The following is a 21,394-nucleotide window of genomic DNA, read 5'->3' on the forward strand; positions in this document are numbered from 1 at the left end:
CGGGTCGGCGGCGCCGAATCCGGATGTCACACGGCGTCAGGAAAGCACCGGGATGACCTTCTCCTCGAAGAGGGCGACCGAGCTGCGGTCGTAGGCCGAGTCGGGGAAGTAGTGGATGCTGTAGCCGAGACCCAGCGCCTCGCGCTCCCGCAGGGCGTCCACGATCTCGTCGGGGGTGCCCGCGAGCGCCTCGTTCGAGCCCAGGCGGTACGGAGCCACCACTTCGGCCGCCTTCCGATCGCCGATCGACTCCGACAGACGCGCCTCGTAGGAGTCGACCTTGCGGTGCACCTCGGCGGTCGTCTCGGCGATGATCGTGCTGAAGTTCGACGAGCGCGTGATGTCCGCGAAGTCGCGCCCGAGCTTCTCGCAGTGCCCGCGCAGGATCTCGCTCTTGCGGGCGAAGGTCTCGGCGCCGCCGTTGAAGTTCGTGTAGCTCGCGTACTTCGCCGCGATCTTGAGCGTCACCTGCTCGCCGCCGCCCGCGACCCAGAACGGGATCCCGCCCTCCTGCAGCGGACGCGGTTCGACGATCGCGCCGTCCACCTGCCAGAACTCGCCGTCGAGCGTCGCCTTCCCCGTCGTCCACGCCTGGTGCATGATCTCGACGCCCTCGCGCAGCGCCCGCAGCCGGGCCGGCGCATCCGGGAACCCGTAGCCGTAGGCGCGCCACTCGTGCTCGTACCAGCCGGCCCCGATGCCCATCTCGACGCGCCCGCCTGAGATGAGGTCGACGGTCGCGGCGACCTTCGCGAGGTAGGCGGGGTTGCGGTAGTGCACGCACGTGCACATCTGGCCGAGGCGGATGCGCGAGGTCGACGCCGCGAACGCCGCCATGAGCGTCCACGCCTCGTGGGTGGCCTCCTCGCTCGGCACCGGGGTGGTGTGGAAGTGGTCGTAGACCCACAGCGACTCCCACGGCCCGGCCTCCGCGGCCTGCGCGAGGTCGTGCATGACGCCCCACTGCCGCGCCGGGTCGATCCCGACGAGGTCGAAACGCCAGCCCTGGGGGATGAAGATGCCGAACTTCATGATCTCTCTCTCCGTGAAAGTACGTACTTTTGGGCCCGAATCGCCCGATCTCGCCCCAAAAGTACGTACTTTCGCGGACGAGGCCGGCGTCAGCCGGCCGGCTTCTCGAGCTCGATCAGCTGGTCGCGCACCTTGCGGCGCAGCACCTTGCCGATCATCGACTTGGGCAGCTCGTCGACGAGGTGCACCCGGCGGGGCACCTTGTAGGCGGCGAGCTGCTGCTTCGCCCACGCGCGCAGCGCATCCGTGTCGACGGTCGCGCCCGGCTCGGGCACGATCGCGGCGACCACGTGCTCGCCGTCGCGCGCGTCCGGGATGCCGACGATCGCGACATCCGCGACCCCGTCATAGCCGCGCAGCATGTCCTCCACCTCCGACGGCGAGACGTTGAAGCCACCCGTGATGACGAGCTCCTTGATGCGGTCGGTGATGGTCACGAAGCCGTCGTCGTCGACGGTCACGATGTCGCCCGTGCGGAACCAGCCGTCGGTGAACACCTCGGCCGTCGCCTCCGGCTTGTTCCAGTAGCCCGAGAACACCTGCGGCCCCTTCACGACGAGCTCGCCGGGCGCGCCCGGCTCGACGTCGACGGTCGGCTCGTCGGGGTCGACCACCCTCACCTCGGTGCCGGGCAGCGGCAGGCCGACGGTGCCCGCGCGGCGGTTCGGCGCGACCGGGTTCGCCATGAGCACGGGGGAGCACTCCGAGAGCCCGTAGCCCTCGACGAGGTAGCCGCCCGTGAGCGCCTCCCACGGCTCGACGACCGCCTTCGACAGCGGCATGGCGCCCGAGATGGCGATCTCGATGCCCTCGAGCGACACGCCCTTCTCCTCCGCCGCCTTGCGCAGCCGGTCGTAGAGCGGCGGCACGGCCGGCAGGAAGGTGGGCGGGCGCTTCTTGAACACCGGCAGCACGAGGTCGGGGTCGGGCTTCGGGAACAGCACGAGCCGGGCGCCCATGCTCATCGCGAAGGTGAGGCACAGGGTGAGCCCGTAGGCGTGGAAGAGCGGCAGCACCGCGTGCACGGATGCCGCCCCCCGCGGAATCGACGGCACCCACGCGCGGGCCTGCGCCGCATTCGCGACGAGGTTGCGGTGGCTGAGGGTGGCGCCCTTCGGGTTGCCGGTCGTGCCGGAGGTGTACTGGATGAGGGCCACGTCCTCCGCGGACGGCCCGGGCACGGATGCCGGGATCGCCGGCCCGGTCAGCAGCTGCTCCCAGGTGGTCGTGCCCCGCACCTCCGCGGTCAGCTCGGCCCGGCTGGTGCGCGCCTTCTCGATCGGCAGGCGCAGCAGCATCCGCATGTGCCAGGGGAACTCGTGCGTCATGTCGACCGAGACGATCTGGTCGAGGGCGAGGTCGCTCGGGAAGTCCTGCAGGGTGGGCACCGTCTTGTCCCACGCGATCGCGACGCGCGCGCGGTGGTCCTCGAACTGGTGGCGCAGCTCGCGCGGCGTGTAGAGCGGGTTGTGCTCGACGACGATGCCGCCGAGGCGCAGCACCGCGTAGAACGCCACGACGTGCTGCGGGCAGTTCGGCAGGATGAGCGCCACCCGGTCGCCCGCCTTCACGCCGAGGCGTCGCAGCCCCTCGGCGGCGTGCTCGATCTGCGAGCCGAGGGCCGCGTAGCTGGTCTCGCGGCCGAAGAACTCGAGCGCCGTGTGGCTCGGGTACTCGGCGACGGATGCGCCGATGAGGTCGGTGAGCGAGCCGGGCGGCGCCTCGAACTCGCGGGGCACGCCGTCGGCGTAGGAGTCGAGCCAGGGCATCTCTGCAGGCGACCTCGTCACCCCTCGAGCCTACGCCCGCGGGCGCGGGCCTCGTCTCGGGTCGTGCGCGTCGTCGTCTCGGGTCGCCGCGCTCTAGCGGGCGAGCTCCTCGCGGATCGCGACGACGAAGGCGTCGATGTCGGCCTCCGTCGTGTCGAAGGCGGTCATCCAGCGCACCTGGCCGGCCGCGCGATCCCAGTCGTAGAAGCGGAAGCGCGCGCGGATGCGGTCGGCCGCGTCGTTCGCGAGCACCGCGAAGACGGCGTTCGCCTGCGTGGCCTGGCTGAAGTCGAGGCCCGAGATGGAACCGTCGGCGACGCCCGCCTCGAGCGCCGAGCGCAGTCGCGCCGCCATCGCATTGGCGTGCTCGGCGGCCCGCAGCCCGACCCCGTCGAAGAGGGCGAGCAGCTGCGCGCTGAAGAAGCGCATCTTGCTCGCGAGCTGCATGGACGTCTTGCGAAGCCGCACGATGTCGGAGACCCGCTCGGGGTTCAGCACGACGATCGCCTCGACGCCGAGCGCTCCGATCTTGGTGCCGCCGAAGCTCAGGATGTCGACCCCGGCATCCGTCGTGAACTCGCGGAACGGCACGCCGAGGGCGGCGGCGGCGTTCCAGATGCGGGCGCCGTCCATGTGCAGGGCGAGGCCGGATGCGTGGGCCGCGTCGGCGATCGCGCGCACCTCGGCGGGCGTGTAGAGGGTGCCGAGCTCGGTGGTCTGGGTGATCGAGACGGCCGCCGGCTCGGAGCGGTGCTCGTCGTCCATGCCCCACGCCTCGGTGGCGAGCAGCTCGGGGGTGAGCTTGCCGTCGGGCGTCGGCACGACGAAGAGCTTGAGGCCGGCCACCTTCTCGGGCGCCCCGCCCTCATCCGTGTGGATGTGCGCCGTCGAGGTCGCGACGACCGAACCCCAGCGCGGCAGCAGCGCCGTGAGCGCGACGACGTTCGCGCCCGTGCCGTTGAAGACCGGGAACACCTCCGCCTGCTCGCCGAACTCGGCGCGGATCACCTCGCCGAGGCGTGCCGTGTAGACGTCCTCGCCGTAGGCGATCTGGTGGCCGCCGTTCGCCGCGGCGATCGCCTCCATCACCTCCGGGTGGATGCCGGCGTAGTTGTCGCTCGCGAAGCCGCGGAAGGAGGTGTCGTGCAGAGTCACGCTCCTATTCTCAGCCCCGCAGGGCCTCGGCGAGCTTCACCCGGGTGCCGATCCGCAGCAGCGAGTTCTCGTAGATGCGCGCGCCGAGGGCGATCACGGCCACGCAGGTGGCGACGAGGATCGCGAGCGAGAGCAGCGGCTCCCACCATTCGGCGGTGCCGAGGAACAGCCGCAGCGGCATCCCGACCGGGGCCGAGAACGGCACGTACGACATGATCTTCACCACGAGGTCGTTGTCGTTGAAGAACACCACGACGAAGTAGGGGATCATCACGAGCATCGTCACGGGGGTGGTCGTCGAGCCGATGTCCTCCTGGCGCGACACCATCGCACCGGTCGCCGCGAAGAGCGACGCGAGCAGCGCGAAGCCGAGCACGAAGAAGATCGCGAACCACACGAACGGCAGCCCGAGGCCCGTGAGCAGCTCGCCCTGACCGGTGACGGTGAGGCCGATGATCGCGAGCGACAGCAGCAGCGTGATCTGCCCGAGGGCGAGGATCGTGGTGCCGAGGATCTTGCCGGCGAGCAGCGCCCGCGTGGGGATCGTGGCGAGCAGGATCTCGACGACGCGCGTCTGCTTCTCCTCGACGACCGACTGCGCGATCGTCTGGCCGAAGGTCATCGCCGAGATGAAGAACACCAGACCGAAGCCGATCGCCACGAGGTACCCGAGGAATCCGCCCGTGCCGCTCGTGTCGAGCAGCTCGACGGGGGGCGCGACGCTGAGCGCCTGCACGACGCCGAGCGGCGGGCTGTCGTCGCCGAGCACCACGTAGCCGAGCGGGCCGTCGTCGGGGATGATCGCGGCATCCACGTCCCCCGCGCGCACGAGCTTCTCGGCGGCCGCCCGGTCGGCGACCTCGGTGACGGTGAGGCCCGAGTCGGCCGGCAGCTCGACGCCCGCGACGACGGCCACCTTGGGGGCCTCGGCGTTGAGCGAGGTGAGCGCGCCGACCACGACCGAGCCGACGAGCAGCAGCAGCAGGATGCCGGTCGAGACGAGGAAGGCGACGCTGCGCAGGCGCACCATGATCTCGCGCTGGGCGACGAGCCACACGGTGCGACCGGTCGAGTAGGGGCGGGCGACGGCGGGGGTGCGGGCGGCGTTCATCGGACGACCTCCTTGAAGATCTGGGAGAGGGAGGGATGCTGCCGGGCGAAGTCGGTGACCTCGCCGCGGGCGACGGCGGTCTGCAGCACGCGGGAGGCGACCTCGGGGCTCTCGGCGTCGAAGAGCGCGAAGCCCCCGTCGGCCTCGACGACCGTGACGCCCGGCTCCTCGCGCAGCCAGCCGGCATCCGCCGAGGTCTGCAGCTGGTAGCGCAGCGTGGCGTGCTCGGCGCGCAGCTGCTCGCGGGGGCCGGCGGCGCGGATGCGGCCGTCGGCGATGATGACGAGGTCGTCGCACAGCCGCTCGACGATGTCGAGCTGGTGGCTCGAGAACAGCACGGGAACGCCCGAGGCGGCGCGGTCGCCGAGCACCTCGACGACGACGTCGACGGCCATCGGGTCGAGGCCCGAGAACGGCTCGTCGAGGATGAGCACCTCGGGGTCGTGCACGAGGGCGGCGGCGATCTGCGCGCGCTGCTGGTTGCCGAGCGAGAGCTTCTCGATGGGGTCGCCGGCGCGCTCGCCGAGGCCGAGCCGCCCGAGCAGTTCGGAGGTGTTGCGGGCAGCGTCGTCGGCGGTGAGGCCGTGCAGCTTCGCGAGGTAGCTGAGCTGCTCGCCGAGCTTCATCTTCGGGTAGAGGCCGCGCTCCTCGGGCATGTAGCCGAAGCGGCGGCGGCCGGTGGCGCCGAGCGGCTCCCCGTCGAGCGTGACGGTGCCGGCGTCCGGCTCGAGCACGCCCAGGATGATGCGCATCGTGGTGGTCTTGCCCGCGCCGTTGCCGCCGACGAAGCCGGTCATCCGGCCGGGTACGACGTCGAAGCTCACGTCGTCGAGCACGGTGCGGGTGCCGTAGGTCTTGCTGACGTCTCGGATCTCGAGCACGGTTCCTCCTCGGTTCGCCTTCACGCTACGGCCGGCCCCCGCCATCCACCTCCCCCTCGCGGCGGACGCCCTCCGGGGGAGGTGTCAAACGCTGCAGCGCTTCCCCCAGCGCGCCGGTCATCTCTGCGTCCGCCGGCCAACCGCTGCAGCGTTTGACAGAAGGCAGGGACGTCAGGCTCGCACGAAGCCGGAGCGGTAGGCGCGCACGACGGCCTGCACGCGGTCGCGCACGCCGAGCTTCAGCAGGATGTTGGAGACGTGCGTCTTGACGGTCGCCTCGCCGACGTACAGCCGCCCCGCGATCTCGGCGTTCGAGAGCCCGTCGGCGAGCAGCCGGAACACCTCGGCCTCGCGTTCGGTGAGCTCCGCGAGCTCGTCGTCGGCGGGCGGGGCGGCATCCGTCGCCCCGAACCGCTCGATGACGCGTCGCGTGACCGCGGGCGACAGCAGCGCGTCGCCCGCCGCGAGCACCCGCACGGCGTCGATGAGCTGCTCGGGGCTCGCCGTCTTCAGCAGGAACCCGGATGCGCCCGCCTCGAGCGCGCGGAACAGGTAGTCGTCGCGGTCGAAGGTCGTGAGCACGAGCACCGCGGGCGCGTCGGGCGCCGCGACGATCCGGCGGGTGGCGTCGAGGCCGTCGAGCCCGGGCATCTGCACGTCCATGCACACGACGTCCGGCGCGAGCTCGGCCGCGCGTGCGATCCCCTCGAGCCCGTCGGCCGCCTCGCCCACCACCTCGAGGTCGGGCTGGGCGTCGAGGATCACCCGGAAGCCGGTGCGCACGAGCGCCTGGTCGTCGACGAGCAGGATGCGGGTCACGCGGACACCTCCGGGAGGGGGATGCGGGCGCGCACGAGGTAGCCGCCGCGGCTGCGGGGGCCGAGTTCGAGCGTGCCGCCGGACGCGGCGACCCGCTCCCGCATCCCGAGCTGGCCGAGGCCGCCCGGCACCCGCAGCGCGGTCACACCGCCCGTGTTGGCGACCTCGAGCTCGACGTGGCCGGGCCCGTAGCGCAGCCGCAGGTCGGCGGTCGCGGCGGGGCCGCCGTGCTTGCGCACGTTGGTGAGGGCCTCCTGCGCGATGCGGTACAGGTTGACGCTCGCGATGGCGGGCACCGGCACCGGATCGCCGACCACCGTGTAGCTCGTGGGGATGCCGGCGTCGAGCGAGGCGTCGACGAGTTCGCCGATGCGGTCGACCCCGCGCGCCGACTCGGGCAGCTCGTCGGGGTCGCGCAGCGTCACGAGCATCTCGTGCAGCTCGCGGATCGTCTCGCGGCTGGTCTCCTCGATGGTGTGCAGGGCGGCGGATGCGGCCTCCGGGTCGCTGCCGAGCACCGTGCGGGCCGCGCCCGCCTGGATGCCGATGACGCTCACGTGGTGGGCGACGGCGTCGTGCAGCTCCCGGGCGATCCGCACCCGGTCGAGGGCGACCGCCTGTGCCGCGGTGCGTTCGCGTTCGCGTTCGAGCTCCCGCGAGCGCTCCTCGAGCTCGGCCCGCGACCGCGCGGCCGCGTAGGCGCGGTCGCCGAACCACCACGCCGCCCCGAAGTAGAGCAGGTTGACGAGGAAGTTGATGAGCAGGTACGCGACGAGCGGCGAGAACGCGCCGACCCGCGAGAACGACTCGAGCATGTCGGGGTCGGTCGCCGCCTGGAAGAGGAAGACGACGAGCCAGACGATCATCCCGCCCACGATGATCGCGCGCATGACGTTCGCCCGCGTGCGCCCGCGCATCCAGGCGCCGATCGAGTAGATCGCGAGGAAGAGCGAGATGTTGCAGATGAGCAGTTCGGGTACCGAGAGGCTGCCGATGAGCACGAAGCCGACCGAGATGGCCACCGCGCTCGTGCCGGGGCGGCTGCGCCGGAGGGCGATCGGCAGGGTCGCGAGGGCGAGGAGCGCGATGGTGAGCACCCCGTCGGCCGGGTGCTCGTAAATGCCCGCGATCCGGTACAGCTGCTGGGTGACGATGGAGGCGAGGAACAGCCCGACCGCGACGGCGAGGTCGACGAGCCGCTCGCGGCGACCCGGGGGCGGCCGCATCCACCCGGCCGCGGGTGCGGTCGCGTCGGTGCTCAGCTCGGTCACCCGGCGAGCCTAGGCCGCGTCGTCGGCCTCCGCCTCCCTCTCGCGGGGGAGCGGGGCGGCGCCGTCGGCGATGAGCTGCTCGCGGATGCGGCGGGAGACGTCGCGGATGACGCGCAGCTCCTCGGGGGTCAGCACGTCGAAGAACCAGCTGCGGATGGCGGCGGTGTGGTCGCGCGTGGAGGCGAGGAACACGCGGCTGCCCTCCGGGGTGAGGCCGACCCAGACGCCGCGGCCGTCGGTCTCGCACGTGGTGCGTTCGACGAGTCCGCGCGCGACCATGCGGGTGACCTGGTGGGAGACCCGGCTCTTCTCCCAGGAGAGGGCGTCGGCGAGCTCGCCGGTGCGCAGCTTGCGGTGCGGGGCCGACCACAGCACCACCAGCACCGAGTACTCGGGGTGCGAGATGCCGGCGTCGGCCTGCAGTCGGCTGTCGAAGGCGTGGGTGAGGGCGCGCCCGGCACCGTAGTACTCGCGCCAGACGTCCCAGTGCTCGGCACTCACCCCGGACGTCGTCGACATGCGGTTCAGGATACCGACAGGAATAAGTCGACGGGGCGATGGTTATAGTCGGGTGACACGTCAACTACTTCGGAGGACACCCCCATGAGCGACACGCTCCGCATCGGCATCATCATCGGCAGCACCCGCCCCGGTCGCGTAGGCGACCAGGTCGCCAACTGGGTGGGCGAGCACGCCAACCGCCTCGGCGACGCCGAGTACACCGTCGTCGACATCGCCGACGCCGGACTGCCGCTGCTCGACGAGGCGATCCCCGCATCCGCCGGCCGCTACGAGCACGCGCACACCCGCGCCTGGGCCGAGACGATCGAGCAGTTCGACGGCTTCATCTTCGTGACCTCCGAGTACAACCACGCGCCGTCGCCCGCGCTGCTCAACGCCTTCTCGTTCATCTACCGCGAGTGGAACGACAAGGCCGGGGCGATCGTCAGCTACGGCGCCGCCTCGAGCGGGGTGCGTGCCGCCGACAAGCTGCGCAGCACCCTCGGCGAGCTGCAGATCGCCGACGTGCGCCAGCAGCTCATGTTCTCGTTCTTCCACGACTTCGAGAACTTCAGCGTCTTCACCCCCGGCGAGCAGCACCTGCCCGGACTCCAGGCGCTCGTCGACCAGCTCGAGAGCTGGGCCGGCGCCCTGCGCGGCGTCCGCGCCGCCAAGCTGGAGGCCGCCGCCGCGGCCTGAGCCGCATGAGAGAACCCTCAGACAGCCGCCCCGGGAGCCCTGCATCCCGGGGCGGCTGTCTATTCTCGGAACCATGGCGGTTTCCCCCGATCTGCCGGATGCGGATGCGACGATCGCGCTCGTGCGTCGCTGGCTCACCGCCGCGGCCGCCGCGAAGCCCGACCCCGGGGCCGAGCGCCTCGCGGGCCTGCTGAAAGACCCCGACGGGCTCGAGTTCACCCTCGGCTTCGTCGACCGGGTCGTGCGCCCCGACGACCTGCGGGTGGCGGCCCGCAACTTCGAGCGCCTCTCGCGACGGGTGCCGCGCTTCCTGCCCTGGCACCTGCGGGCGCTCGTGACGCTCGGCGGCGGTGCCGGGGTGCTGCTGCCCTGGCCCGTCATCCCCATCGCGCGCCGGGTGCTGCGCGGCATGGTCGAGCACCTCGTGATCGACGCGACCCCCGCCAAGCTCGACAAGAGCCTCGCGCGGCTGCGTTCGCACGGCGCGCGGCTCAACCTCAACCTGCTCGGCGAGGCCGTGCTCGGCGACCGGGAGGCCGCCCGCCGGCTCGAGGGCACGCGCGAGCTGCTCGCCCGGGACGACGTCGACTACGTCTCGGTCAAGGTCTCCTCCGTCGCGGCGCAGCTGTCGCTCTGGGGGTTCGACGAGACCGTCGACCGTGTCGTGGAGCACCTCGCCCCCCTCTACGAGCAGGCGGCGTCCGCCCGCGGCACCAAGTTCGTCAACCTCGACATGGAGGAGTACCGCGACCTCGACCTCACGATCGCGGCCTTCACCCGCCTGCTCGACCGGCCGAGCCTGCAGCAGCTCGAGGCCGGCATCGTGCTGCAGGCCTACCTGCCCGACTCGGTCGCGGCCCTCGCCTCCCTCACCGAGTGGGCGCGCGCCCGCGTCGCGGCGGGCGGCGCCGGCATCAAGGTGCGCATCGTCAAGGGGGCGAACCTCGCCCTCGAGCGCGTCGACGCCCGCATCCACGGCTGGCCGCTCGCCACCTGGCCGAGCAAGCAGGCCACCGACACCAACTACAAGCGCATGCTGGTCGCCGCGCTCACCCCCGAGGCGACGGATGCCGTGCGCGTCGGCGTCGCGGGACACAACCTCTTCGACCTCGCGTTCGCGTGGCAGCTCGCCGTCGAACGCGGCGTCGAGCACCGCGTCGAGGTCGAGATGCTGCTCGGCATGGCGAGCGCCCAGGCGCAGGCGGTGCGCGCCGACACCCGCCGGCTGCTGCTCTACACGCCCGTCGTGCACCCCGAGGAGTTCGACACCGCGATCGGCTACCTCGTGCGGCGGCTGGAGGAGAACGCGAGCACCGAGAACTTCATGTCGGCGATCTTCGAGCTGGCCGACGACGAGCGCGCCTTCGCCCGCGAGGCCGAGCGCTTCACGGCATCCCTCGCGGCGCTCGACACCGAGGTGCCGCCGCCGAACCGCACCCAGAACCGGCTGAGCCCGCCGCTACCCCGGGCGCCGCAGGCCTTCCGCAACGAGCCCGACACCGACCCCGCGCTCGTCGCCAACCGCGTGTGGGGGCGCGGCATCCTGGAGCGCTCGGCGACGAGCACCCTCGGCGAGGCGACCGTCGCCGCGGCGCGGATCGCGGATGCCGACCGCCTCGACGCGCTCGTCGCCGCCGCCGCGGAGGCGGGCGGGCACTGGGGTCACGTGCCGCCGCACACCCGCGCCGAGCTGCTCGACCGGGTGGGCGAGGTGCTCGCCGTGTACCGCGGGCGGCTCGTCGAGGTGATGGCCTCCGAGACCGGCAAGACGATCGCCGAGGCCGACGTCGAGGTGAGCGAGGCGGTCGACTTCGCGCACTACTACGCCGAACGCGCCCGCGAGCTCGGCGCCATCCGCGACGCGCGCTTCGCGCCCGTGGCGCTCACCGTGGTGACCCCGCCGTGGAACTTCCCCGTCTCCATCCCGGCGGGAGGCGTGCTGTCGGCGCTCGCGGCGGGCAGCGCCGTCGTGCTCAAGCCCGCGCACCAGGCCCGCCGCTCGGGGGCGGTGCTCGCCGAGGCGCTGTGGGAGGCGGGCGTGCCGCGCGAGCTGCTGACCCTCGTCGACCTCGCGGAGGGCGAGCTCGGGCGGCGGCTCGTCGCCTCGCCCGCCGTCGGGCGGGTGCTGCTCACCGGCTCGTACGAGACGGCCGCGCTGTTCCGCTCCTGGGATCCCGAGCTGCCGCTGCTCGCCGAGACGAGCGGCAAGAACGCGATCGTCGTCACGGCATCCGCCGACCTCGACCTCGCCGTGAAGGACCTCGTGACGAGCGCGTTCGGCAACGCGGGGCAGAAGTGCTCCGCCGCCTCGCTCGCCATCCTCGTCGGCACGGTCGGCGAGTCGGAGCGCTTCCGCCGGCAGCTCGCGGATGCCGTCACGAGTCTCGCGGTCGGCTACCCGCAGGACCCGGCCGTCACGGTCGGGCCGCTCATCGAACCCGTCGCCGGCAAGCTCGCGCGCGGGCTGACGGTGCTCGCCGAGGGGGAGTCGTGGCTCGTCAAGCCGCGTCAGCTCGACGGCACCGACCGCCTGTGGTCGCCGGGCGTGCGCGACGGGGTCGCCGCGGGGTCCGAGTTCCACCGCACCGAGTACTTCGGGCCCGTGCTGGGCCTCATGCGCGCCGCGACCCTCGACGAGGCGATCGAGCTGCAGAACGCGGTGCCGTACGGGCTCACCGCCGGCATCCACTCGCTCGACGCCGAGGAGGTGGCCGTGTGGCTCGACCGCGTGCAGGCCGGCAACCTCTACGTCAACCGCCCCGTCACGGGGGCGATCGTGCGACGGCAGCCGTTCGGCGGCTGGAAGCGCTCCTCCGTCGGCACGGGGGCGAAGGCGGGCGGCCCCAACACCCTGCTCGTGCTGGGCGACTGGCATCCGGTGCCGGCCGCGCCCGAGGGCGACCTGCGGCTCGACGGGCTCGAGGCCCGCGTGCGCACGCTCGTCGAGGCGTTCCAGCCGGCGCTCGACTACGGCGGCTTCGACGCCGTGCGCCGGGGCGCGCTCTCGGATGCCGACGCCTGGGCCGCCGAGTTCGGCGTCGCGCGCGACGTCTCGCAGCTCGGGGTGGAGCGCGACGTGCTGCGCTACCGGCCCGCCGCGGTGACGGTGCGCCTCGCCGAGGGCGGCGCGCTCGCCGAGCTCGTGCGCGTGCTCGCCGCGGCCGCGCTCGCGCGTGCGCCGCTCGCCGTCAGCTCCGCCGTGCCGCTGCGGCTCGGGCGTCTCGCGGGCGAGCTCGGCTGGAAGGCGGTCGTCGAGCCCGACGCCGCCTTCGCGGCGCGCGCCGTGCGCGAGCTGCCCGCCCGCATCCGCCTCGTCGGCGGGGATGCGGCCGCGCTCGCGGAGGCGCTCGACGGCTCGCCCGAGGTGGCCGTCTACGCGGGGCCCGTGACCGCCGCCGGCCGCATCGAGCTGCTGCCCTTCCTGCGCGAGCAGTCCGTCTCGATCACGGCCCACCGCTTCGGCACCCCCGACCGCGCCATGATCGCCCTGCGCGTCTAGCGTGGACCCATGACCATCCCCAACGTCCCCCTCAACACCGGCGCCGGCATCCCGCAGCTCGGCCTCGGCACCTGGCCGCTCGACGACGCCGAGGTCGCGGATGCGGTGGAGGCCGCCGCCGCGCTCGGCTACCGGCACATCGACACCGCCACCCGCTACGGCAACGAGGCGGGCGTCGGCGAGGGCATCCGGCGCAGCGGCATCCCGCGCGAGGAGTTCTTCGTCACGACGAAGCTCGACGGCGAGTTCCAGGGCGACGACCGCGCGATCGGCGGGCTCGAGGCGGCCCTCGACCGCATGGGCTTCGACTACGTCGACCTGCTGCTCATGCACTGGCCGCTGCCGCAGCGGGGGCTCTACGTCGACACCTGGCGCACCTTCGAGCGGCTGCACGCCGACGGGCGGGCGCGGGCGATCGGCGTCTCCAACTTCCGGGTGGAGCACCTCGAGACCCTGCTGGCCCAGACGGAGGTGGTGCCCGCGGTCAACCAGATCCAGCTGAACCCGCACATCACCCGGCCCGCGCAGCGCGCCTACGGGGCCGAGCACGGCATCGTCACCGAGTCGTGGAGCCCGCTCGGCGGTCAGGGCGCGGGCGTGCTCGGCGAGCGGGTCGTGGTCGAGCTCGCGGAGCGTCTCGGCCGCACCCCCGCGCAGGTGGTGCTGCGCTGGCACGTGCAGCAGGGGCTCGTGGTGATCCCCAAGTCGGCGAGCCCGGAGCGGATGCGCGACAACCTCGCCATCTTCGACTTCACCCTCGACGACGCGGCCCTCGCCTCTCTCGCGACCCTCTCCCACGGCCCCGACGCGGGCGTCGACTCGAACACCGCCGGCCACTGACCCGTCGTTCCGCCACCTGTCATCGCTGAGTGGTCGGTTTCTGGCCCCATTCCTTCGGTTTGGGGCCAGAAACCGACCACTCAGCGACGGGGGCTCAGGCGCGCAGCGCCGCCTCCACGAGCTCGCGCACGCGCTCGGCGGGGATGCCGGCCTCGCGCGCCGCGGCGGCCAGCTGGGCGGCGAGCTCCTGCACGCGACGCTCGCCGGCATCCGCCGACCACGCCACGATGGTGCCCGCGCGGCCGTGCGTCTCGATGGCGCCGGCCGCCTCGAGCTCCTTGTAGGCGCGCGCGACCGTGCCGGGCGCGAGGCCCAGCTCCTCGGCGAGGCCGCGCACGGTGGGCAGGCGCGACCCCGCGGGGCGGGTGCCGTCCCGCATCTCGGCGAGCAGGCGTGCCCGCAGCCGCTCGTACGGCGCCGGCTCGGTCATCAGTCGTAGCTGCGGTGGATGAGGTGGCTGAGCACGATCGCGCTGCGGGTGTGGTCGACGCTCGGCGCGATGCGCACGCGCTCGAGCGCGTCCTCGAGGGAGGGGATGTCGCGCGAGCGGATGTGCACCACGGCATCCGCGGAGCCGGTGACGGTCGAGGCGTCGACGACCTCGGGCACCTGGGAGAGGATGCGCTTGAGCTCCTCGGGGGCGACCGTGCCGCGGCAGAACAGCTCGACGTACGCCTCGGTCGCCATGCCGTCGACGGCGGGGTCGACCTGGATGGTGAACGCCCGGATGACGCCGTCGGCGACGAGCCGGTCGACGCGCCGCTTCACCGCGGAGGCCGAGAGTCCCACCCGGTCGCCGATGTCGCCGTAGCCGGCGCGTGAGTTCTGGCGGAGCAGGTCGAGGATGCCGTAGTCGATGTTGTCCACCCGGCGAGTGTACGCGGATTCGTTGCGCGCGCTCCGCACAGCGCGCAGTTTTCGTGCAGCACACGCCTGAACGCACCGGATGCCTGCGTGGGACACTGGGCATCATGACGATGACCGAGACCGCGCAGGCCACCATCGAGCGCCGCGCCACCCACCGCACCGTCCTCATGTGCGAGCCCTCGCACTTCACCGTGAGCTACCGCATCAACCCGTGGATGCATCCCGAGAACCCCACCGACACCGGCAACGCGGTCGAGCAGTGGCGCACGCTCTACGAGCTCTACCTCGAGCTCGGCTTCGACGTGCACCTCATCGACCCCGTCGAGGGCCTGCCCGACATGGTCTACGCCGCCAACGGCGGCTTCGTGCTCGACGGCATCGCCTACGGCGCCCGCTTCCAGTTCCCCGAGCGCGGCCCCGAGGGCCCCGCCTACATGGACTGGTTCGGCGCCCACGGATTCGAGGTGCGCGAACCCGTCTCCACCAACGAGGGCGAGGGCGACTTCCTGCTCGTCGGCGACACCATCTACGCGGGCACCGGGTTCCGATCGGATGCCGCGAGCCACGACGAGCTGCGGCGCATCTACCAGCGCGAGGTGGTCACCCTGACCCTCGTCGACCCGAGCTTCTACCACCTCGACACTGCCTTCGCCGTGCTCGACTCCGCCGGCGGGCCGGCATCCGTCGCCTACCTGCCGAAGGCCTTCGACGACGCGAGCCGCGCCATCCTCGAGGAGCGCTTCCCGGAGGCGATCCACGTGACCGACGAGGACGCCGCCGTGCTCGGACTCAACTCGTTCAGCGACGGGCGCAACGTCGTCATCGCCTCCCGCGCGACCGACTTCGAGCGCCAGCTGCGCGAACGCGGGTACGTGCCGCACGGCGTCGACCTCTCCGAGCTGCTGCTCGGCGGCGGCGGCGTGAAGTGCTGCACCCTGGAGCTGCGCCGATGACCGCCGAGCTCGCCTCCGAGACCGCCCGCTACCTCGAGCAGGCCGAGGAGTACGGCGCCCACAACTACCACCCGCTGCCGATCGTCGTGTCGGAGGCGTTCGGCGCCTGGGTGACGGATGTCGACGGCAAGCGCTACCTGGACTGCCTGGCCGCCTACTCCGCGCTCAACTTCGGGCACGGGCATCCGGTGCTCGTCGACGCCGCCAAGGCGCAGCTCGACCGGGTGACCCTCACCAGTCGCGCGTTCCACAACGACCGGCTGGGGCCGTTCCTGGAGGGCCTCGCGAAGCTCGCCGGCAAGCAGATGGTGCTGCCGATGAACACGGGCGCCGAGGCGGTCGAGTCGGCCGTCAAGATCGCGCGTGCCTGGGGCTACCGGGTGAAGGGCGTCGAGCCGGGGCGCGCCAAGATCATCGTGGCCGAGGGCAACTTCCACGGCCGCACCACGACCATCATCAGCTTCTCCACCGACCCGGAGGCACGCGCCGACTTCGGCCCGTACACGCCGGGCTTCGTCGCGGTGCCGTACGGCGACGCGGACGCGCTCGCCGCGGCCATCGACGACGACACGGTGGCCGTGCTGATCGAACCCATCCAGGGTGAGGCGGGCATCATCATCCCCCCAGATGAGTACCTTCCCGAGGTGCGCCGCCTCACCCGTTCCTCCAACGTGCTGTTCATCGCCGACGAGATCCAGTCGGGGCTCGGACGCACCGGGGCGACATTCCAGTGCGACAACGCGGGCGTCATCCCCGACCTCTACCTGCTCGGCAAGGCGCTCGGCGGCGGCATCGTGCCGGTGAGCGCGGTCGTGGGCGATGCGGATGTGCTGGGCGTGCTGCGTCCGGGCGAGCACGGGTCGACGTTCGGCGGCAACCCGCTCGCGGCGGCCGTCGGCCTCGCGGTGGTGGGGCTGCTCGAGTCGGGCGACTACCAGCGGCGTGCGGCGGCGCTCGGTGAGCACCTGCGGGGGCGCCTCGAGGCGCTCATCGGACGCGGCGTGCTGGCGGTGCGGGTCGCGGGGCTGTGGGCGGGTGTCGACATCGACCCGGCCCTGGCATCCGGGCGCCGCGTCGCCGAGCTGCTCGCCGAGCGCGGGGTGCTCGCGAAGGACACCCACGGCTCGACGATCCGCCTCGCGCCCCCGATCGTCATCGAGCAGGACGAGCTCGACTGGGCCGTCGACCAGCTCGAGGCCGTGCTCGCCTCGCTCGCCTGACCGTCCCGTCCTCACCGACGAGCGATCCCATCTCAAGGAGATGAACCACCCATCTCAAGGAGAGGGCGACCTCACCCGGCTCGGGGGTCACGCGTGTCGACATCAGCCCCATCGCATCCTTGAGATGGGATGCCCGACTCCTTGAGATGGGAGGCCGGCGGCGCGCGGCAGCGGGCGACCGATAGCGTTCGGGGGTGAGCTTCGTCTTCCCCGAACCCACCCACGTGCCGCTGCGGGGCGGCGCGGTGCGGCGCTGGGGGGTGCTCGCGCCCGGCGCGATCGCCCGCGACTGGGTGGATGCGGTGCACCGCTACACCGATCAGCGGGTCGTGGCGGTCGCCTCGCGCTCCGCCCCGCGCGCCGAGGCCTTCGCGCGCGAGCACGGCATCCGCACCCACTACGCCTCCTACGAGTCGCTCGTCGCCGACCCCGAGGTCGACGTCGTGTACATCGCGGCGCCGCACACCGAGCACCGGCGACTCGCGCTGCTCGCGATCGACGCGGGCAAGCACGTGCTCGTCGAGAAGCCGATGGGGGTCTCGGCGGCCGACGCGCTCGAGATCGTGCTCGCCGCGCGCACCGCGGGCGTGTTCGCGATGGAGGCGATGTGGTCGCGCTTCCTGCCGCAGACGACGATCATCCGCCGGCTGCTCGACGACGGCGTGCTCGGTGCGCCCGCCGGGGCCGCGGCCACCTTCGCGGGCCGCTTCGAGTACGACCCGCACAGCCGCGCCTTCGACCCGGCGCTCGGCGGCGGCAGCCTGCTCGACCTGGGCGTCTACACGCTGTGGTGGTCGCAGTTCGTGCTCGGCCGGCCCGAGACGATCTCGGCCTCCGGCGAGCTCGCGCCGACCGGGGTGGATGCGGATGCGCGCGTCGTGCTCGGCTACGGGCCCGAGGTGTCGGCGAGCTCGTTCACGAGCATGACGGTGGAGCTGCCGATCACGGCGATGGTGGCGGGCTCGAACGGGCTGAAGCTCGAGGTGGAGCCGTTCGTCGGCCCGGGCGGCTTCCGTCTCGGGCGGCTCGACGGCGGCAACGCCTACTGGGAGGACGAGACGGGCATGCGCTGGCGCGACGGGCTCGCCTACCAGGCGGCCGCCGTGGCTCAGCACCTCTCCGACGGCCTGCTCGAGGCCCCCGAGCATCCGCTCGAGGCGACCCTCGACATCCTGAGCACCATCGACGAGGCCCGCCGCCAGCTCGGCGCCGCCTAGTCCGCGAAAGTACGCACTTTTGGGGCGTTCGGGGCCCTGGGCGCCCCAAAAGTACGTACTTTCGCGGAGGGGGGCGCGTAGCGTGGAGGGGTGAGCGGGCTGAGCGCGGAACTGCTGGAGCGGATGCGGGAGCGGGCCCCCGGGTACGACCGGGAGAACCGCTTCTTCGACGAGGACCTGGCCGAGCTGCGGGCGGCCGGGTACCTGCGGCCGCGCTCCCTGCTCGAGAGCGTGCGCGACCAGCGGCTGCTCGCCGCCTTCGCGCCCGCGACGGCGCTCGCGGTCAACATGCACCTCGTCGTGGTGGGCATCGCCCGCACCCTCGCCGAGCGCGGCGACGACTCCCTCGAGTGGGTGCTCGCGGATGCCGAGGCCGGCGAGCTGTTCGCCTTCGGCAACTCGGAGCCCGGCAACGACCTCGTCATGTGGGACTCGCTCACGACCGCCGAACGCGTGGAAACCCCCGTCGCCGGTTACGCTTTCACGGGCACCAAGATCTTCACCTCGCTCGCCCCCGCCTGGACGCGCCTCATCGTCTTCGGCAAGCAGACCGACGGGCCGGACGGCCCGCGCCTCGTGCACGGCATCCTCACCCGCGACGACCCCGGCGTCACCACCCTCGACGACTGGGACACCCTCGGCATGCGCGCCACCCAGTCCCGCACCACGAGACTCGACGGCGCCGTCGTGCCCGACGCGCGCATCGTGCGCTTCCTGCCGGTCGGCCCGAACGCCGACCCGTTCATCTTCGCCCTGTTCGCCAACTTCCTGCTGCTCATCGGCGCCGTCTACGCCGGCATCGCCGACCGCGCGCTCGAACTCGCCGCGGAGGCCGCCCACCGCCGCACGAGCCTCAAGAACGGCGGGGCCCCGTACTCGGCCGACCCCGACATCCGCTGGCGCGTGGCGGATGCGGCGCTCGCCCTCGACGCCCTCGCCCCGCAGCTCGAGACCCTGGCCCGTGACGTCGACGAGCAGGCCGATCGCGGGGCGCGCTGGTTCCGCGAGCTCACCGGCGCGAAGCACCGGGCGACCGAGACGGCCCGGCACGTGGTCGACCAGGCGATGCGGGTGGCGGGCGGAGGCGGCTACCGCAGCTCGAGCGAGCTGGCCCGGCTGCAGCGCGACGTGCTCGCCGGCATCTACCACCCCTCCGACACCGAGTCGGTGCACGCGACCGTCGCCCAGAACCTCCTCGGCCCCCTGCCCTGATCGGTCGGTTTTTGGCCCCAAACCACCGGTTTGGGGCCAAAAACCGACCAGTCAGGGCAATGCGTGGAGCCAGGCGGCGCAGAGGGTGGTCCAGGCCGCGGCGGGGGAGCCCTCGGCGAGGCCGATGCCGTGGGTCGCGCCCGGCAGCACGTGCAGCTCGTGCGGCACCGCGGCGGCCGCGAGCTCCATGCCGAGCAGGTAGCTGTGCTGCACCGGCACCACGCCGTCCTCGGCCGTGTGCCACACGAAGCTCGGCGGCGCGGATGCCGACACCAGCAGGTCGAGCGAGGTCGCCCGCCGCGCCGCCCACGAGGCGCCGGCGCCGAGCAGGTTCTCCCGCGAGCCGCGGTGCTCCTCGAGCATCATCGACACCACCGGATAGCAGAGCACGACCGCGTCGACCGCCTCCTCGGGCGCCGCCCCCGGCGCGTACGCGGCCATCCCCGCCGCGTGGCCGCCCGCCGAGAACCCGAGCAGCGCCACCCGCGCGGCCCCCGCCGCACGCACCTCGCGCACCCGCGCGCGCACCGCATCCAGCGGCCCCGGATGCCGGGTCAGCACCGGGTACTCGAACACGCTCGCCGCGTGCCCCAGCCCCCGCAGCCACTCGGCCACCGGCTCGCCCTCGTGCGGCGCGTGCCGGTGGTAGCCGCCGCCCGGCAGCACGATCACATGCAGCTCGTCCATCCCCTCATCCTGCCCGCTACCCTGACGGCATGACCGCACCGCTGCTGTTCATCGGCGACTCCATCACGGATGCCGGCCGCCGCGACGACCCGGACGGCCTCGGCTCCGGCTACGTGCGGCTCGTCGCCGCCTCGCTCGCCGCCCGCGGCGACCGGCGCACCGTGCTCAACCGCGGCATCGGCGGCGACCGCATCGGCGACCTCCGCGACCGGTGGGAGGCGGACGTGCTCGCCCACGCCCCCGGCACCCTCTCGGTGTACGTCGGCATCAACGACACCTGGCGGCGCTTCGACAGCGGGCTCGTCACGACGACCGCCGACTTCGAGTCCGCCTACCGCGGCCTGCTCGAGGAGGCACGCGTCGCCTCCGCCCCGCGCCTCGTCCTCGTCGAGCCGTTCCTCACCCCCGTGACGCCCGAGCAGGAGGGGTGGCTCGACGACCTCGCCGGCAAGCGGGAGGCGGTGGCGACCCTCGCGAGCGAGTTCGGGGCCGCCTTCGTGCCGCTGCACCGCATCCTCACCGTCGCCGCGCTGCACCACGGCCCCGCCGCGATCGCCGCCGACGGCGTGCACCCCACCCCGCTCGGCGCCGAGCTCATCGCGGAGGCCTGGGAGGCGGCGGAGGGCGCGCTCTCGTCCTAGCGCACGCGCGCTTCGCGAAGCCCCGAGCCGTCTGTCGAGCGCAGCGGGTGGGCGGATGGTGTCCGCGACGCCGGCATCGGGTCTGGCGGGAGCGTGCCGACGCGCAGCGTGGCAGCATGGGGGCATGCTCGACATCGCGCTGCAACCCGTCACCGTCGGCACCTCGGGCCTCGGCAAGCGGCCCGGGGCGGATGCGGGGCTCGCGCGGGCGATCCTCAGCTCGCGCTTCCACCAGGCCGACACCTCCAACAACTACGCCGACGGCGAGAGCGAGCGGCTGCTGGGCGAGGCGATCCGCGAGCTCGGCGGGCTGCCCGAGGATCGCGTGGTGTTCTCGAAGGGCGACCAGGACCCGGTGACGGGCGCCTTCACGGGCGAGCGGATGAAGCGCTCCTTCGAGGAGTCGACCGGCCGGCTGGGCCTCGAGACGCTGCCGCTCTACCAGCTGCACGACCCGTACACGATCTCGGTCGCGCAGGCGATGGCGCCGGGCGGTCCCGTCGACGTGCTCGTCCGGCTGCGCGAGCAGGGCCGGATCGGGGCGATCGGCATCGCGGCGGGCACCCGCGAGCTCGTCGAGGAGTACGTGAAGACCGACGCGTTCGACGTCGTGCTCACCCACAACCGCTACACGGTGGTCGACCGCTCCGCCGAGCGCATCATCGAGCTCGCGACCGAGCGCGGCATGACGGTGTTCAACGCCGCCCCGTTCGGCGCCGGCATCCTCGCGGGCGACAACTTCCGCGGCGCCACCTACGGTTACTCCGAGCCGAGCCCCGAGTTCCTCGCGCACGTCGCCGCGTTCCGCGCGCTGTGCGCCGAGTGGGGCGTCGAGCCGGCGACCGCGGCGCTGCACTTCTCGCTGCGCGAGCCCCGCATCCACACGACCGTCGTCGGGGTGAACTCGGTCGAGCGGCTGCACGAACTGCAGGGCCACGTGGATGCCGTGGTCGACGTCGAGTTCTGGGCCGCCCTCGAGGCGCTCGGCACCCCGCCCGCACCGCCCACCGACTGAGCCCC

At 72.8% G+C, this 21,394-nt stretch carries 20 protein-coding genes; 9 read left to right on the forward strand and 11 right to left on the reverse strand.

The genetic code is table 11. The annotated features are described in order from the left end of the window. Nucleotides 1-36: 36 nt before the first annotated feature. The 8 genes from D7I47_RS06475 to D7I47_RS06510 form a co-directional block, all read right to left on the reverse strand. Complete coding sequence (locus D7I47_RS06475) at nucleotides 37-1,032, reverse strand: LLM class F420-dependent oxidoreductase (RefSeq protein ID WP_120762284.1); 996 nt, start codon at nucleotides 1,030-1,032, stop codon at nucleotides 37-39. Between the two features lie 89 nt (nucleotides 1,033-1,121). Beyond that, nucleotides 1,122-2,801 (reverse strand): long-chain-fatty-acid--CoA ligase, encoded by a 1,680-nt coding sequence (locus D7I47_RS06480; protein ID WP_120762285.1) that lies wholly within the window; start codon nucleotides 2,799-2,801, stop codon nucleotides 1,122-1,124. A gap of 93 nt (nucleotides 2,802-2,894) precedes the next feature. Next, nucleotides 2,895-3,956 carry a threonine aldolase family protein gene (locus D7I47_RS06485; RefSeq protein ID WP_227000904.1) on the reverse strand — a complete coding sequence of 354 codons (1,062 nt, stop codon included), beginning with the start codon at nucleotides 3,954-3,956 and terminating at the stop codon, nucleotides 2,895-2,897. Nucleotides 3,957-3,966: 10 nt separating this feature from the next. Then, nucleotides 3,967-5,067: an ABC transporter permease gene (locus tag D7I47_RS06490; protein WP_120762286.1), complete on the reverse strand. Its 1,101-nt coding sequence runs from the start codon at nucleotides 5,065-5,067 to the stop codon at nucleotides 3,967-3,969. Then, entirely contained in the window at nucleotides 5,064-5,948 is an 885-nt protein-coding gene (locus tag D7I47_RS06495) for an ABC transporter ATP-binding protein (RefSeq protein ID WP_120762287.1), read from the reverse strand. Before D7I47_RS06495 ends, D7I47_RS06490 begins: the two co-directional genes overlap by 4 nt. Nucleotides 5,949-6,119: 171 nt before the next feature. After that, a complete protein-coding gene (locus tag D7I47_RS06500; RefSeq protein WP_120762288.1) occupies nucleotides 6,120-6,767 on the reverse strand; it encodes a response regulator in 648 nt (215 codons plus the stop codon). Further along, on the reverse strand, nucleotides 6,764-8,038 hold the full coding sequence (locus tag D7I47_RS06505) for a sensor histidine kinase (RefSeq protein WP_227000906.1): 1,275 nt from the start codon (nucleotides 8,036-8,038) through the stop codon (nucleotides 6,764-6,766). Before D7I47_RS06505 ends, D7I47_RS06500 begins: the two co-directional genes overlap by 4 nt. 9 nt (nucleotides 8,039-8,047) lie before the next feature. Beyond that, the gene (locus D7I47_RS06510) at nucleotides 8,048-8,557 is read right to left on the reverse strand and encodes a MarR family winged helix-turn-helix transcriptional regulator (RefSeq protein WP_120762289.1); all 510 of its coding nucleotides are present in this window, start codon (nucleotides 8,555-8,557) and stop codon (nucleotides 8,048-8,050) included. An 84-nt stretch (nucleotides 8,558-8,641) separates the two neighbouring features. On the opposite strand from D7I47_RS06510, the gene D7I47_RS06515 reads away from it, so the two are divergent. The 3 genes from D7I47_RS06515 (at nucleotide 8,642) to D7I47_RS06525 (ending at nucleotide 13,577) form a co-directional block, all read left to right on the forward strand. Then, the gene (locus tag D7I47_RS06515) at nucleotides 8,642-9,238 is read left to right on the forward strand and encodes an NADPH-dependent FMN reductase (protein WP_120762290.1); all 597 of its coding nucleotides are present in this window, start codon (nucleotides 8,642-8,644) and stop codon (nucleotides 9,236-9,238) included. Nucleotides 9,239-9,311: 73 nt separating this feature from the next. After that, nucleotides 9,312-12,737 (forward strand): bifunctional proline dehydrogenase/L-glutamate gamma-semialdehyde dehydrogenase, encoded by a 3,426-nt coding sequence (locus D7I47_RS06520; protein ID WP_120762291.1) that lies wholly within the window; start codon nucleotides 9,312-9,314, stop codon nucleotides 12,735-12,737. Between the two features lie 9 nt (nucleotides 12,738-12,746). Continuing rightward, complete coding sequence (locus tag D7I47_RS06525) at nucleotides 12,747-13,577, forward strand: aldo/keto reductase (RefSeq protein ID WP_120762292.1); 831 nt, start codon at nucleotides 12,747-12,749, stop codon at nucleotides 13,575-13,577. Between the two features lie 94 nt (nucleotides 13,578-13,671). Here D7I47_RS06525 and D7I47_RS06530 read toward each other — a convergent pair whose 3' ends face one another. After that, nucleotides 13,672-14,007, reverse strand: coding sequence for a GntR family transcriptional regulator (locus D7I47_RS06530; RefSeq protein ID WP_120762293.1), 336 nt, complete (start codon nucleotides 14,005-14,007; stop codon nucleotides 13,672-13,674). Then, complete coding sequence (locus D7I47_RS06535) at nucleotides 14,007-14,444, reverse strand: Lrp/AsnC family transcriptional regulator (RefSeq protein ID WP_120762294.1); 438 nt, start codon at nucleotides 14,442-14,444, stop codon at nucleotides 14,007-14,009. Before D7I47_RS06535 ends, D7I47_RS06530 begins: the two co-directional genes overlap by 1 nt. 104 nt (nucleotides 14,445-14,548) lie before the next feature. Between D7I47_RS06535 and ddaH the strand changes: the two genes are divergently transcribed. The 4 genes from ddaH (at nucleotide 14,549) to D7I47_RS06555 (ending at nucleotide 19,046) form a co-directional block, all read left to right on the forward strand. After that, the gene (gene ddaH / locus D7I47_RS06540; protein WP_120762295.1) at nucleotides 14,549-15,397 is read left to right on the forward strand and encodes a dimethylargininase; all 849 of its coding nucleotides are present in this window, start codon (nucleotides 14,549-14,551) and stop codon (nucleotides 15,395-15,397) included. Next, a complete protein-coding gene (rocD, locus tag D7I47_RS06545) occupies nucleotides 15,394-16,617 on the forward strand; it encodes an ornithine--oxo-acid transaminase (RefSeq protein ID WP_120762296.1) in 1,224 nt (407 codons plus the stop codon). Before ddaH ends, rocD begins: the two co-directional genes overlap by 4 nt. A gap of 194 nt (nucleotides 16,618-16,811) precedes the next feature. Next, nucleotides 16,812-17,834 (forward strand): Gfo/Idh/MocA family protein, encoded by a 1,023-nt coding sequence (locus D7I47_RS06550; RefSeq protein ID WP_227000908.1) that lies wholly within the window; start codon nucleotides 16,812-16,814, stop codon nucleotides 17,832-17,834. A gap of 90 nt (nucleotides 17,835-17,924) precedes the next feature. Continuing rightward, nucleotides 17,925-19,046, forward strand: coding sequence for an acyl-CoA dehydrogenase family protein (locus D7I47_RS06555; RefSeq protein ID WP_120762297.1), 1,122 nt, complete (start codon nucleotides 17,925-17,927; stop codon nucleotides 19,044-19,046). A gap of 51 nt (nucleotides 19,047-19,097) precedes the next feature. Here D7I47_RS06555 and D7I47_RS06560 read toward each other — a convergent pair whose 3' ends face one another. Then, on the reverse strand, nucleotides 19,098-19,733 hold the full coding sequence (locus tag D7I47_RS06560; RefSeq protein WP_120762298.1) for an alpha/beta hydrolase: 636 nt from the start codon (nucleotides 19,731-19,733) through the stop codon (nucleotides 19,098-19,100). Between the two features lie 29 nt (nucleotides 19,734-19,762). Here D7I47_RS06560 and D7I47_RS06565 point away from each other — a divergent pair, with 29 nt between their 5' ends. Then, nucleotides 19,763-20,374, forward strand: a complete 612-nt coding sequence (locus tag D7I47_RS06565; protein WP_120762299.1) for an SGNH/GDSL hydrolase family protein — start codon at nucleotides 19,763-19,765, stop codon at nucleotides 20,372-20,374. 124 nt (nucleotides 20,375-20,498) lie between these two features. Beyond that, nucleotides 20,499-21,389 (forward strand): aldo/keto reductase, encoded by an 891-nt coding sequence (locus D7I47_RS06570; protein ID WP_157981655.1) that lies wholly within the window; start codon nucleotides 20,499-20,501, stop codon nucleotides 21,387-21,389. Nucleotides 21,390-21,394: the final 5 nt, after the last annotated feature.

Source organism: Protaetiibacter intestinalis, assembly GCF_003627075.1.
Taxonomy (GTDB): domain Bacteria; phylum Actinomycetota; class Actinomycetes; order Actinomycetales; family Microbacteriaceae; genus Homoserinibacter; species Homoserinibacter intestinalis.

What these genes read in the sequence shown, in the direction of transcription:
- D7I47_RS06515 (WP_120762290.1), top strand. Translation starts at nt 8,642, where the DNA reads ATGAGCGACACGCTCCGCATCGGCATCATCATCGGCAGCACCCGCCCC.
- D7I47_RS06570 (WP_157981655.1), top strand. Translation starts at nt 20,499, where the DNA reads ATGCTCGACATCGCGCTGCAACCCGTCACCGTCGGCACCTCGGGCCTC.
- D7I47_RS06560 (WP_120762298.1), bottom strand. Translation starts at nt 19,733, where the DNA reads ATGGACGAGCTGCATGTGATCGTGCTGCCGGGCGGCGGCTACCACCGG.
- D7I47_RS06530 (WP_120762293.1), bottom strand. Translation starts at nt 14,007, where the DNA reads ATGACCGAGCCGGCGCCGTACGAGCGGCTGCGGGCACGCCTGCTCGCC.
- D7I47_RS06520 (WP_120762291.1), top strand. Translation starts at nt 9,312, where the DNA reads ATGGCGGTTTCCCCCGATCTGCCGGATGCGGATGCGACGATCGCGCTC.
- D7I47_RS06475 (WP_120762284.1), bottom strand. Translation starts at nt 1,032, where the DNA reads ATGAAGTTCGGCATCTTCATCCCCCAGGGCTGGCGTTTCGACCTCGTC.
- D7I47_RS06565 (WP_120762299.1), top strand. Translation starts at nt 19,763, where the DNA reads ATGACCGCACCGCTGCTGTTCATCGGCGACTCCATCACGGATGCCGGC.
- rocD (WP_120762296.1), top strand. Translation starts at nt 15,394, where the DNA reads ATGACCGCCGAGCTCGCCTCCGAGACCGCCCGCTACCTCGAGCAGGCC.
- D7I47_RS06525 (WP_120762292.1), top strand. Translation starts at nt 12,747, where the DNA reads ATGACCATCCCCAACGTCCCCCTCAACACCGGCGCCGGCATCCCGCAG.
- D7I47_RS06490 (WP_120762286.1), bottom strand. Translation starts at nt 5,067, where the DNA reads ATGAACGCCGCCCGCACCCCCGCCGTCGCCCGCCCCTACTCGACCGGT.
- ddaH (WP_120762295.1), top strand. Translation starts at nt 14,549, where the DNA reads ATGACGATGACCGAGACCGCGCAGGCCACCATCGAGCGCCGCGCCACC.
- D7I47_RS06480 (WP_120762285.1), bottom strand. Translation starts at nt 2,801, where the DNA reads ATGCCCTGGCTCGACTCCTACGCCGACGGCGTGCCCCGCGAGTTCGAG.
- D7I47_RS06510 (WP_120762289.1), bottom strand. Translation starts at nt 8,557, where the DNA reads ATGTCGACGACGTCCGGGGTGAGTGCCGAGCACTGGGACGTCTGGCGC.